This is a genomic window from Pseudomonas sp. SWRI179, from assembly GCF_014268705.1.
Taxonomy (GTDB): Bacteria; Pseudomonadota; Gammaproteobacteria; order Pseudomonadales; family Pseudomonadaceae; genus Aquipseudomonas; species Aquipseudomonas zanjanensis.
The window spans coordinates 1-12969 of sequence record NZ_JABWRA010000036.1; the positions used below are offsets into that span (position 1 = coordinate 1).

Annotated in this window: 10 protein-coding genes; all 10 read left to right on the forward strand. The window is 60.4% G+C overall.

Annotated elements, in window-relative coordinates:
* On the forward strand, positions 1-1168 hold a 1168-nt coding region (locus HU767_RS19610), incomplete at its 5' end, for an RHS repeat-associated core domain-containing protein (protein WP_186730265.1).
* Positions 1169-1171: 3 nt separating this feature from the next.
* Entirely contained in the window at positions 1172-1573 is a 402-nt protein-coding gene (locus HU767_RS19615; protein ID WP_186730266.1) for a hypothetical protein, read from the forward strand.
* Positions 1574-2079: 506 nt separating this feature from the next.
* Positions 2080-3333 carry a cystathionine gamma-synthase family protein gene (locus HU767_RS19620; RefSeq protein ID WP_186730267.1) on the forward strand — a complete coding sequence of 418 codons (1254 nt, stop codon included), beginning with the start codon at positions 2080-2082 and terminating at the stop codon, positions 3331-3333.
* 134 nt (positions 3334-3467) lie between these two features.
* A complete protein-coding gene (locus tag HU767_RS19625; RefSeq protein ID WP_186730268.1) occupies positions 3468-4898 on the forward strand; it encodes an amino acid permease in 1431 nt (476 codons plus the stop codon).
* Positions 4899-4955: 57 nt separating this feature from the next.
* Entirely contained in the window at positions 4956-5840 is an 885-nt protein-coding gene (locus tag HU767_RS19630; protein WP_186730269.1) for a LysR substrate-binding domain-containing protein, read from the forward strand.
* Positions 5841-5872: 32 nt separating this feature from the next.
* A complete protein-coding gene (gene thrC, locus HU767_RS19635; protein ID WP_186730270.1) occupies positions 5873-7237 on the forward strand; it encodes a threonine synthase in 1365 nt (454 codons plus the stop codon).
* A gap of 11 nt (positions 7238-7248) precedes the next feature.
* The gene (locus HU767_RS19640) at positions 7249-7686 is read left to right on the forward strand and encodes an Lrp/AsnC family transcriptional regulator (protein WP_186730271.1); all 438 of its coding nucleotides are present in this window, start codon (positions 7249-7251) and stop codon (positions 7684-7686) included.
* 867 nt (positions 7687-8553) lie between these two features.
* Positions 8554-9612 (forward strand): homoserine dehydrogenase, encoded by a 1059-nt coding sequence (locus HU767_RS19645; protein ID WP_186730272.1) that lies wholly within the window; start codon positions 8554-8556, stop codon positions 9610-9612.
* Positions 9609-11021, forward strand: coding sequence for an aldehyde dehydrogenase family protein (locus HU767_RS19650; protein WP_186730273.1), 1413 nt, complete (start codon positions 9609-9611; stop codon positions 11019-11021). The genes HU767_RS19645 and HU767_RS19650 overlap by 4 nt, the downstream gene beginning before the upstream one ends.
* Positions 11022-11495: 474 nt before the next feature.
* Positions 11496-12770, forward strand: a complete 1275-nt coding sequence (locus HU767_RS19655) for a glycoside hydrolase family 68 protein (protein ID WP_186730274.1) — start codon at positions 11496-11498, stop codon at positions 12768-12770.
* Positions 12771-12969: the final 199 nt, after the last annotated feature.

Below are 12969 nucleotides of genomic sequence, written 5' to 3' on the forward strand. Positions count from 1 at the left end.
GACCACCCTCAAGGGCAACCGCCTGCTGAAGGAGGGCGACCGCCACTACGACTACGACGCCTTCGGCAACCTGATCCGCGAACGCCGCGGCGAGGCCCTGGTCAGCGCCTACCGCTACGACAGCCAACACCGCTTGATCGGCCTCACCACGGCCGACGACTGCGAAACCTCCTACCGCTACGACGCCTTCGGCCGACGCATCAGCAAGACCGTGGACGGCCTGACCACGGAGTTTTTCTGGCAAGGCGACCAGCTCGTCGCCGAAAACAGCCCGCGCCATCATCGCAGCTACGTCTATGAACCGGGCACCTTCCGCCCGCTGGCGATGCTCAATGGCGAAGGCCCGGAAAACACCACGCCGTTCTACTACCACCTCGACCACCTGGGCACGCCCCAGGAACTGACCAACCCCAACGGCCAGATCGTCTGGTCGGCGCGCTACAACGGCTACGGCAAAGTCACCGCACTCAAGCACGGCGACGGCGAACAGCTTGAACAACCGTTGCGTTTCCAGGGCCAATACTCCGACCCGGAAAGCGGCCTGCACTACAACCGCCACCGCTACTACAATCCCGAGACTGGCCGCTATTTGACGCCCGACCCGAGCAAGTTGGTGGGTGGACTCAATGGGTACCGGTACACCCTGAATCCGACGGGGTGGGTGGATCCGTTGGGGTTGGTGGATTGTCCGGGGAAGGGTGGGTGTAGGCCGGCGGTTGGGGATCAGGATCCGGCGGCGAAGGTTGGGGTGAATAAGGCGGAGGCTTCCCCACCAAAACCTACATTTCTTTATCGTGGAGACTTGAGGGGGCCAGAAATCATTTTTATGGAAGGTTTTAGGAGCTTGGGGAAAAGTACCGACCTACGACTTCATGTTATGGATAACAGAAATCCACCGAGTAATTTTGTCAGTACAAGCACGGATGTTGATGTCGGTATCGATTTTGGAACAAAGTATAGGACGCGCAAAGGGTATCTGTATGTCCTAAAGCGAATTCCTGGACGCGATGTAAATAAGGAGCTCCCGCGCAGTGATGTTCCTTATAGCTATGAGTATGAGATTGCAATCCCTGATCGAGTGAAGACGGAAGATATTATCGGGGTCACTCCACTTAAGAAGGACGGTTCCTATGTTGGGTACTCTTTACCCAACCCTCAAAGGAAATAAAAAATGACGAAGCAAGTTATTTCGATTGTTAAAGGTGGTCAAAAAGAGGAGGTCCTGCTTGATGTTAATTCAGCAAGATCAACCATTTTGCTTACCTTCAAAAGTGGCTGGTCAAAAAAATACTCCGGGGCGGACGTGTATGAGTGTCTTGGAAAAATCATAAAAGAGCACTCCGATGTAAAATTTTTATGCAAGGGAGCTAAGCGAAATGTAAGGCCGTCCAGTATGTCATCGCAAATGTCGTCAGGGATAGCTGCATATGAACATGTTTTGGGTAAGCGTGCTTCAAGATCGGATCTTGTTAATATATTTGATTATGAAGACCAAGATATAGTCAATGATCCTCAACTGCAAAAAGATCATTTTTTTCTTTGGCTTGAATCTATAAAGGATGTGGATGAATAGGATCTAGATTGTGTGGGAACAATCGAAAGCCCCTGAACATCTGAAAAACGTTGAACCTGTGGCGAGGGAGCTTGCTCCCGCTGGGCTGCGCAGCAGCCCCAAAGCCATTCAACGCGGTGAGCGGGTAGGTTTACGACTGCTGCGCAGCCGAGCGGGAGCAAGCTCCCTCGCCACGATGATTCGTACAGCCTTTAAGTCCGCGGTCGCCTGTAGGACTGGCGTTCACGCATTCCCGAGGCCACCACAATTTCCAGTGTGGGAGCGGGCTTGCTCGCGAAAGCGATTGCACATTCACCCCTTCAGTGACTGACCCACCGCTTTCGCGAGCAAGCCCGCTCCCACAGGTTTTTGTGTTCGCAGATACTCTCAGACCTTCATCCAGCCATTAAAAAAACCACCCCTTTGGCACCGATAACATCGTTTCTCGACCGCCCGGCTTTTCCCTATATTGGCCCTCAGATCCGGTGGATGGCTCAACGTCCACCCCCTCAGTGTGAGTAGCCTCGATGAACAATAAACCTGACAGCACAGGGCTTGATAATGCCGGCGCGGGCACCCGGGCGGTTTGGGGTGGGGAGCAAGTCAGGCATCCCTACAACGCCACGCAAACCCCCATCGTGGCCAGTGCCGCGTACGGCTACGACGACATCGACGTCTGGTACGACGTCGCCCTGGGCAAGGCCCCCGGTTTTATCTACAGCCGCATGAGCAACCCGACCGTCGAGACCCTCGAAGCCAAGATTCGCGAGCTGGAAATGGCTGAGTCCGCAGTGGCCTTCAGCAGTGGCATGGCGGCGATCAGCAGCGTGCTCTACACCTTCCTGGCCCATGGCGATCGGGTGGTGTCGACCAAGGACAGTTACGGCGGCACCAACAAGATTTTCGAAGAATTCCTGCCGCGCACCGGCGTGGCGGTGACCCTGTGCGAGACCTTCGACCACGACGACCTGGAGCGTGAAATCGCCAAGGGCTGCCAGGTGTTGTACCTGGAAACCCCCACCAACCCGACCCTGAAAATCCTCGACATCCCGCGCCTGGTGGCGGCGGCCAAGCGCGTCGGCGCCGTGGTCGTGGCGGACAACACCTTCGCCACGCCGCTGAACCAGAGCCCGCTGGCCTTGGGCGTGGACGTGGTGATTCACAGCGCGACCAAATTCCTCAGCGGCCACGGCGACGTGCTCGGTGGCCTGGTGTGTGGCAGCGAAGCCTTGATGGCCCAAGTGCGGCACTACCGGGAAATCAACGGCGCGAGCCTCGACCCGTTCTCGGCCTACCTGATCATCCGTGGCATGAAGACCCTGGCATTGCGCATGCGCCAGCAACAACACAGCGCCCGGGCCCTGGCCGAATTCCTCTGCACCGAACCATTGGTGGAGGCGGTGAATTATCCCGGCTTGCCCAGCCACCCGAACCACGCCATCGCCTGTGCACAGATGTCCGGCTTCGGCGCCATCGTCAGTTTTGTCCTGGTCGGCGGCATGGACACGGTCAAGCTGCTCCTGCCACGCCTGCGCTTCGCCCACTGCGCCGGCAACCTGGGCGCGGTGGAAACCATCTACGGCCCGGCCCGCACCACCAGCCATGTCGAGAACACCCTGGAAGAACGCCTGGCCCTGGGCATCTCCGAAGGCTTGGTGCGGGTTTCGGTGGGCATCGAAGACACCGACGATCTGCTGGACGATCTGAAACAGGCCTTCGCCTTCGTCAAAAAGACCCTCGATCCGCAACTCAATGAAGTCCACACCGAGACGGCAAGCTGAAGTTTGAAAGTTGATACCCCGCGACAAGGCTGTCAGCGGGGCGTTCATGAATAGGAATAATAATAAAAGCTCAGCGGCGCTTGTCTGACTCGCGTAGACGTCGATGCGCGCCCTGACATTTCATGAGAACAACCATGTCCATAACAGAACAACAAACGAATACGCGGACCGGCTTCAAGCAGGAAATGCAGACGCGCCATATCGTCATGCTGGCCTTGGGTGGCGTGATCGGCACCGGGCTGTTCCTGACCTCCGGCTACACCGTCAACCAGGCCGGCCCGATGGGGGCGGTGATCGCCTACATCATCGGTGCGCTCATGGTGTACATGGTGATGATGTGCCTCGGTGAGCTGGCAGTGCAGATGCCGGTAACCGGTTCCTTCAGCACCTACGCCACGCGCTTCCTCGGCCCCGGCACTGGCTACACCGTGGCCTGGCTGTATTGGCTGACGTGGACGGTGGCCATCGGTTCCGAGTTCACCGCCGCCGGCATCCTCATGACCCGATGGTTTCCCGACACCCCGGTGTGGATCTGGAGCGCGCTGTTTGCCGGCGTGGTGTTCCTCACCAACGTGGTCTCGGTGCGTTTGTTCGCCGAGACCGAGTTCTGGCTGTCGTTGATCAAAGTGCTGACCGTGGTGGTGTTCCTGCTGATCGGTGGTGGTGCGATTCTCGGCCTGTTGAACATCGACCAGGCCCACAGCATCGGGTTAAGTAACTTCACTCGCGAAGGACTTTTTCCTACGGGCTTCATGCCGATTGCGATGACGCTGCTGGCGGTCTCCTTCGCCTTCTCCGGCACTGAACTGATCGGCATCGCCGCTGGCGAAACCAAGGATCCGCAACGCAACGTGCCGCGCGCCATCCGCACCACGGTGCTGCGCCTGGCGGTGTTTTTTGTCGGGACCATTTTTGTCCTCGCGACGTTGTTGCCTCGCGAACAGGCCGGTCTGGTGGAAAGCCCGTTCGTCACGGTGTTCACCTACATCGGCATTCCATACTCCGCCGACATCATGAACTTCGTGATCATCACCGCCCTGTTGTCGGCGGCCAACTCCGGCTTGTACGCCGCCTCACGCATGCTTTGGACCCTCAGCGACCAAGGCCACCTGCCCAAGCAGTTCTCGGCCCTGACCCGCATGGGCACGCCGCTCAACGCGATCATCGTCAGCATGGCCGGCGGCGCCGCGTCGTTGCTCAGCAGCGTGTTTGCCGCCGACACCATCTACCTGGCGCTGGTGTCGATTTCCGGCCTGGCCGTGGTGGTGGTGTGGATGAGCATCGCCGCGAGCCAGATCGGCTTCCGCCGTCACTACGTCGCCAACGGCGGCGACATTCGCGACCTCAAGTTCCGCGTGCGCGGTTATCCATGGGTGCCGTTGGGGGCGCTGGTGTGCTGCAGCCTGGCGTGCATCGGCATCGCCTTCGACCCTGAACAGCGAGTGGCGCTGTACTTCGGCTTGCCATTCATCGCCTGGTGTTACTTCGTGTATTACATTACCCGCAAAAGCCGCGAGCGACGCTTGTCGGTTGCCCTCGTGGCACAACCGTCCGACGCGTTTTAAACCGCATCGACGGGCGGGCAAACGTGCCCGGTGCGTGGGGGTCAGCGAGGTAAGAGCATGAAGCAAAAAACGTTGCCCCCGTTGAACTGGCTGCGGGCGTTCGAAGTGTCGGCCCGCTGCCTGAACTTCACCCACGCCGCCGACGAATTATTCTTGACCCAGGGCGCGGTCAGTCAGCAGATCCGCCAGTTGGAAAGTCACCTGGGAGTGGCGCTGTTCAAGCGCTTGCCCCGCGGCCTGGGCCTGACCGAAGAAGGCCAGGCGTACCTGCCGGTGGTGCAGGACGCAATCACACGACTGGCGGTGGGCACCAACGAAATCTTTGGCCAGCACAAACGCCGGCCAATCAAGGTGCGCGGCAGCCTGGCGTTTTTCGTGCACTGGCTGGCGCCGAAACTGGTGGATTTTCGTCAAGCCCATCCCCACGTCGATATCCGCTACATCAGCAACATCTGGGTCAAGGAACTGGACGGCGAAGACGACATGGAGATTCGCTGGGGCCACGGCCAATGGCCCGGCCTGGTATCGCAGCGGCTGACCTGGGACACCTTGTTCCCGGTGTGCTCGCCGGCCTTGATGGCGACGCTGAAGGTGCCGGCGGACGTGGCCAGGCATCCGCTGCTGCACGTGCTGGGTTACGAAGAAGGCTGGGGTTACTGGCTGAAAATGGTCGGTGCCGACTCGGTGGATTCCTCGACGGGCATGCAATTCGATACATTGGTCTGCACCTTGCGCATGGCCGAGCTGGGGCAGGGCATCGCCCTGGCGCGGTCGTCGATGGTCAGTGAATTGCTGGAAGACGGACGCTTGGTCGAACCCTTCGCCCAACGCATCGAAGCCAGCGAATCGTTCTACCTGGTGCGCAGTTCCGGGGCCGAGCAACACCCGGACGCGGCACGGTTTTCCACCTGGCTGGTGGAGCAGGCGCATCGTTTCAAATGAGCTGTTTTTTATCTGAGTTTGCGGAGTTGACCATGCGCTACGTGAGTACCCGAAATTCCGCCGTGCAGGTCGATTTCGAAAAAGTCGTGCTGTCGGCCATTGCCGAAGATGGCGGGCTGTTTGTCCCGGTGGAACTGCCGCTGTTCGAACCTCAGGACATCGCTAATTGGTCGACGTTGTCCTACGACGAACTGGCCTACCGAGTGATGCGCCCGTTCGTGGGCGAGGCGATCCCCGAGGTCGACTTCAAGCGCTTGCTCAAGGAGGCCGGCAGCCAGTTCAGCCATCGCTCCCTGGCGCCGCTGCATCAGGTGGATCGCAACGAATGGGTCCTGGAGTTGTTCCATGGCCCGACCCGCTCCTCGAAGGACTTTGCCGCGCAGCTGCAGGCACGGCTGGTGCAGTACTTCCTGCGCAAACGCGGGCGTCGCGCTGTGGTGATGGGTGTCACCAACGGCGACACCGGCCTGGCCGCCATCGAGGCGTTCAAGCACTGCGACGAGACCGACGTGGTGGTGATCTACCCCGAGGCCGGTGTACCGCAAGACCAGCTTCAAGACCTGCAAGCGACCGCGCATCCGCGGGTGCATCAAGTGGCCGTGGAGGGCAGTTTCGATGAATGCCAGACCCTCGTCACCCAACTGTTCCGCCAGCATGCGGCGATCAGTTTCAACTCCAGCAACTGGGTCAGCGTCATGGCGCAGTTGGTGTTTTATTTTCACGCCGTGCTGCAGTTGGGCGGCGGTCAGCGGCCCATCGGTTTCAGCGTGCCGGCGGCGAGTTTTGCCGAAGTCTATGCCGGCTATATCGCCCAGAAGATGGGCTTGCCGATCACGCAAATGATCGTCGCCACCAACCAGAACGACGCGCTGCATCAATTCTTTTTGAAGAACCACTACTCGCGGTTACGTGCCAGCAAGACCCTGTCGCCGGCCATGGATTTGTCGATCTTTTCCAACCTGGAACGGTTTCTCTGGGAGCTCTATGGGCATGATGATCAAGCCGTGAGCGCGTTGATGCACACCTTCGAAACCGACGGCGAAATGAGCATTGGCAACGAGTTCTGGCTGCAGGCGCGGATGATCATCGACTCGTACGCTGTGAGTGATGAGCAGACGCTGAGCGAGATCACTTCGTTGTACCGCGACACCGGTTATGTCATCGACCCACACACCGCTACCGGCGTGCTCGCGGCGCGCTTGTACCGTCGCAGCCTGGTGGCGCCGATGGTGACCCTGGGCGAGATCTCACCGATTAAATCGGCGGTGTTGCTCGGTGAGCTGGGGATCCCCGTGGCGACGCAACAACGTCCGATGGCCGAGCAGGGCCCGGCGCAGATCCATCGCATCCAGCCGGACGACCTCGCTGCCCTCCATCAACTGCTCGGCTCGCTATAACCGGAGGCCCCATGAAGCGAATCCTCGATCCCCTCGACGAGCGCATCATCGCCGAACTGCGCCTCAACGCCCGCGCCGCCCACGCCGAGCTGGCGGCCAAGGTCAACCTCTCGCGCAACGCCGTGCGCCAACGCATCGAACGCCTCGAACGCGACGGCGTGATCCAGGGCTATACGGTGCGCACGGGGGAGGGCGCGCAAGCGTCGTCGAACATCAACGCGGTGATCTTCGTCTACCGCTACGACCGCATGCGCGGCGCCGAGGTGTTGCTAGCGTTACAGGCGATGCCGGAAGTGCTGCAGTGCGATGTGATGAGTGGCGAATTTGATTTGATGCTGAGGGTCGGCGCGGCGAACCCGGAGCGGGTGCACAAGGTGTGGAAAGAGATCTCGGCGCTGCCGGGAGTGGAGAACACCGTGACGTCGTTTGTGTTGTCGTCGGTGGTCTAGGCACGCTAGCCGTCACAGCAGTGAACCCCGTGGCGAGGGAGCTTGCTCCCGCTGGGTTGCGAAGCAGCCCCAACCAGGTGATCCCAATCAACCTGACCGACCGCGCTGCATGTTTTGGGGCCGCTGCGCAGCCCAGCGGGAGCAAGCTCCCTCGCCACAAGAGCCGGCGGGTGCATGCTCTGCCACTAATAGACCAAACACTGAAGAAAACTGTGGGAGCGGGCTTGCTCGCGATAGCGGTACACCAGCCACCATCAATGTCGCCTGACCTGGCCCTTTCGCGAGCAAGCCCGCTCCCACAGGGGAAGGTGTTCGGTCAGGCCCCGCCTGCTCGCCGCCGCTTTCACAGATAAGCCAGCCACCACAACCCCCGTGGCGAGGGAGCTTGCTCCCGCTGGGTTGCGAAGCAGCCCCAACCAGGTTGCCCCAATCAACCTGACCCACCGCGCTGCATGTTTTGGGGCCGCTGCGCAGCCCAGCGGGAGCAAGCTCCCTCGCCACAAGAGCCGGCGGGTGCATGCCTTGACCCCAATAAACCAAACACTGAAAAAATACCTGTGGGAGCGAGCCTGCTCGCGATAGCGGTACACCAGCCACCATCAATGTGCCTGACCTGCCCCCATCGCGAGCAGGCTCGCTCCCACAGGGCTAGGTATCCTGCCAGTGGTACAAGCCAGCCACCACAAATCAATCCCACCAGCCTGAGATGTCAGCCAAGCTGTTGGCTTTTTTCATGCCTACCTCTTTGCCCACCCCCTGGTCAAAACGCCCAAGAAATAGAGCAAATTGGCATATTTCACTGCCCACCCCACACCCCTAACCTAGATCCCAACAACCTCATCACCCGGATCAAGGGACACAACAAAAATGACTGAATACAAACTGGCCCTAGTCGGCTTCGGCGGTGTAAACCGGGCATTGGCCCAACTGATTGCCGAGCGCAACCAGCAGTGGAAAACCGAACTCGGCTTCACCCTGAAAATCGTCGGCGTGACCGACCTGTTCCTCGGTTCGGTGATGAACCGCCACGGCCTCGACGCCGCCTCGCTGGCCCGACTGCCCGCCACCAAAGGCGCCATGGCCCAACTCCCCGGCGGCACCGTCGACGCCCTCAACGAAGCCGTGATCAAAGACTGCGGCGCCGACATCATCGCCGAAGCCACCTTCACCAACCCGGTGGACGGCGAGCCCGCCACCTCGTTCTGCCGCTGGGCCCTGGAGCGTGGCAAACACGTGGTCACCACCAACAAAGGCCCCATCGCCCTGCACGGCGCCGAACTCAAGGCCCTGGCCCGACGCAACAACGTCGCCTTCGAATACGAAGGCTCAGTGATGAGCGGCACCCCGGTCATCCGCCTCGCCAAACAAGCCCTGGCCGGCAGCGCCATCACAGGCTTCGAAGGCATCCTCAACGGCACCTCCAACTTCGTCCTCACCTGCATGGAAAGCGGCCTAGGGTTCGCCGAAGCCGTCAGCCAGGCCCAAGCCCTGGGCTACGCCGAAGCCGACCCAACCGCCGACGTCGCAGGCCATGACGTGCGCCTGAAAGTGGTGATCCTGGCCAACGAACTGCTCGACGCCAAACTCACCGTCAACGACGTCACCTGCAACGGCATTGCCTCCCTCAGCCTCGACGACATCGAAAAAGCCCGCCGCGACAACGCACGCTGGAAACTCATCGGCGCCGCCACCCGCAATGCCGACGGCTCCATCAGCGCCAGCGTCGAACCGCGCCTGCTCAGCAACGACCACCCACTGGCGAGCATCAGCGGCGCCACCAACGCCGTGTCGTTCACCAGCGAACTGCTCGGCGCCGTCACCGTCTCCGGCCCGGGCGCCGGCCGCACCGAAACCGCCTTCGCACTGCTGTCCGACATCATCCACATCCACCAATCGGCAACCCGCAAACAGGAGCACACCCTGTGAACGTATCGCGCCTGGCCCTGGCGGTCGTCGAACCGCACATCGAAGTCCTCAACCCATTTGACGGCAGCGTCGTCGGCACCGTCGCCGACCTCAAAGCCTCGGAAGTCCCACACCTGCTCGAAACCGCACGCAGCGGCGCAAAAACCTGTGCCGCACTGCCCCGTCATCGCCGCGCCAGCATCCTCGAACACGCCGCCCTCAACATCGAGCGCGACGCCAAAGCCTTCGCCCGACTCATCGTCGATGAAGCCGGCAAGACCCTCAAACAGGCCGAAAAGGAAGTCAAACGCTGCGTCAACACCCTCAAGCTCTCCGCCGAAGAAGCCAAGCGCAACGCCGGCGAAATCGTCCCGTTCGACGCCTACGAAGGCGCCGAATCGCGCCAAGGCTGGTTCACCCGCGAACCCCTGGGCCTGATCGTCGCCATCACCCCCTACAACGACCCGCTCAACCTCGTCGCCCACAAACTCGGCCCGGCCATCGCCGGCGGCAACGCAGTGATCCTCAAACCGTCCGAACTGGCGCCACTGTCGGCCCTCAAACTGGTCTCGTACCTGGTCGCCGCCGGCCTCCCCGAAACCGTGGTCACCGTCGCCACCGGCGGCGCCGAACTCGGCAAAGCCCTGGTCGCCGCCCGCGACGTGCGCATGATCTCCTTCACTGGCGGCTTCGTCACCGGCGAACAAATCGCCCGCACCGCCGGCCTGAAAAAGCTCGCCATGGACCTCGGCGGCAACGCCCCCGTCATCGTCATGGGCGATTGCAACCTCGACGCCGCCGTCGACAGCTGCGTCTCCGGCGCCTTCTGGGCCGCCGGGCAAAACTGCATCGGCACCCAACGCCTGCTCATCCACGCACCGATCTACGCTGCCTTCCGCGAACGCTTCGTCAACCAGGCCCAAGCCCTCGTCGTCGGCAACCCACTGCTCGCCAACACCGACATCGGCCCGATGATCAGCCAACAAGCCGCGCAGAACGCCGAACAAGTGGTCAACGAAGCCCTGCAACAAGGCGCCACCTTGCTCTGCGGCCACCGCCGTCAGGGCAACTGCTACGCCGCCACCGTCCTGGAAAACGTCGATCATTCCAGCCGACTCTGGCGCAACGAAGCCTTTGCGCCTGTGGTGGTGTTGCAGCCATTCGAGACGTTCGATGAAGCCATCACGTTGGCGAACGAACCGGAATACGCGCTTCACGCTGGGATCTTCACAAATGATTTATCCACGGCCATGAGCGCTGCACGACGGATCGAAGCAGGGGGCGTGATGATCAATGATTCGTCGGATTTTCGTTTCGATGCGATGCCGTTTGGCGGCTCCAAGTACGGCAGTTTGGGCAGGGAAGGGGTGCGGTTTGCGTATGAGGAAATGACCCAGCCGAAGGTGGTTTGTTTGAATACGTTGGGGTGAGGGGCGAGTCAGTCCGAAGGAATCACTTCACCTTTCATGTCGCAGAAATCGAAAAATAGCGACACGTTGTGTCAGCCCTCTGTGTAAGCGGGCTTGTTCACGAAAAGGGCCAGTAAATCCAACCCCGCAACCAAGTCAAACCCTTGTGGGAGCAAGGCTTGCCCGCGAGGAACGATAACGCGGTTCAGTTGCTACACCGCGGCGCGGCCATCGCGGGCAAGCCTTGCTCGCGATAGCGCCAAGCGCTCAGAACACCAAGCGTGCAGGCAACATCGGCGATCTCCCAAAAAACTAACTTCTTCAAACGCTCCAAGCTGAAACGTATCAGCTACGAGAAAAAACCAAAATATGCACAAATGCATTTTTATGCTTGACTGCATAGGCAAGCCTCTATAAGGTGATTTCACTGTATGCGCATACAGTATTTCTAAATCACTACTTATTTAAATCCATTCATGGACGAGGCTCTAACTCATGAAAACAACCACTGAAAAATTCGGTGCAACCCCCCATCAACCCAGCCTCTGGACCCGCGCCGACGCGCTGAAAGTCCGGGCAGATGACCCCACCACCACCCAGCCGCTGGTCAGCGCGGATTTCCCGGTCCTGAACAACGACGTGTTCATCTGGGACACCATGCCCCTGCGCGACCTGGACGGTAACGTGACGTCCGTCGATGGCTGGTCGGTGATCTTCACCCTGACCGCCGATCGTCATCCAAACGACCCGCAGTACCTCGACGAGGACGGCAACTACGACATCCTCCGCGATTGGAACGACCGCCACGGTCGGGCAAAGATGTACTACTGGTTTTCTCGTACCGGCAAGAACTGGGAATTCGGTGGCCGCGTGATGGCCGAAGGCGTTTCCCCAACCGCCCGCGAATGGGCCGGTACGCCGATCCTGTTGAACGACCGAGGTGAAGTGGACCTGTATTACACCGCCGTCACCCCAGGCGCGACCATCGTCAAGGTGCGCGGTCGGGTAGTGACCACTGAACACGGTGTCAGCATGGTCGGCTTCGAGAAGGTCAAGCCGCTGTTCGAGGCCGACGGCAACATGTACCAGACCGAAGCCCAAAACGCGTTCTGGGGTTTCCGCGACCCATGGCCTTTCCGCGACCCGAACGATGGCAAGCTGTACATGCTGTTCGAAGGCAACGTGGCCGGTGAGCGCGGCTCCCACACAGTAGGCGAGGCAGAAATCGGCGACGTGCCGCCGGGTTATGAAGACGTCGGCAACTCGCGCTTCCAGACCGCCTGCGTCGGCATCGCCGTGGCCCGCGACGCGGACGGTGACGACTGGGAAATGTTGCCGCCACTGCTGACCGCCGTGGGCGTAAACGACCAGACCGAGCGCCCGCACTTCGTGTTCCAGGATGGCAAGTACTACCTGTTCACCATCAGCCATACCTTCACCTATGCCGACGGTGTTACCGGGCCAGACGGGGTGTACGGTTTCGTCGCGGACTCGCTGTTCGGCCCTTACGTGCCGCTGAACGGTTCCGGCCTGGTGCTGGGCAACCCGTCCTCGCAGCCATTCCAGACCTACTCTCACTATGTAATGCCAAACGGCCTGGTGACCTCCTTCATCGACAGCGTACCGACCGACGAAACCGGCACGCAGATTCGTGTCGGCGGCACCGAGGCACCCACGGTGGGCATGAAGATAAAAGGGCAGCAGACGTTCGTGGTGGCCGAGTACGACTACGGTTACATCCCGCCGATGCTCGACGTCACCCTCAAGTAACGGCGACACCGGGGTTTCAGGCAGCGGGTTTTGCGGTCGATGGCAAAACCGTTGTGGATAGGATCGAGATATCCCGCCTGATTCATTGCGATGTTGCTCGCAAGCCTCATTGAACAACGCGTCGTAACCCTCTTCGCGACTGGCTGCAAGGATGCAGCCAGTCGCGAACGCATTCCCCTGCGACGTATGCACACAAGCC

Coding starts and splice junctions, on each gene's coding strand:
- HU767_RS19615 (WP_186730266.1), top strand. CDS start 1,172: ATGACGAAGCAAGTTATTTCGATTGTTAAAGGTGGTCAAAAAGAGGAG.
- HU767_RS19620 (WP_186730267.1), top strand. CDS start 2,080: ATGAACAATAAACCTGACAGCACAGGGCTTGATAATGCCGGCGCGGGC.
- HU767_RS19625 (WP_186730268.1), top strand. CDS start 3,468: ATGTCCATAACAGAACAACAAACGAATACGCGGACCGGCTTCAAGCAG.
- HU767_RS19630 (WP_186730269.1), top strand. CDS start 4,956: ATGAAGCAAAAAACGTTGCCCCCGTTGAACTGGCTGCGGGCGTTCGAA.
- thrC (WP_186730270.1), top strand. CDS start 5,873: ATGCGCTACGTGAGTACCCGAAATTCCGCCGTGCAGGTCGATTTCGAA.
- HU767_RS19640 (WP_186730271.1), top strand. CDS start 7,249: ATGAAGCGAATCCTCGATCCCCTCGACGAGCGCATCATCGCCGAACTG.
- HU767_RS19645 (WP_186730272.1), top strand. CDS start 8,554: ATGACTGAATACAAACTGGCCCTAGTCGGCTTCGGCGGTGTAAACCGG.
- HU767_RS19655 (WP_186730274.1), top strand. CDS start 11,496: ATGAAAACAACCACTGAAAAATTCGGTGCAACCCCCCATCAACCCAGC.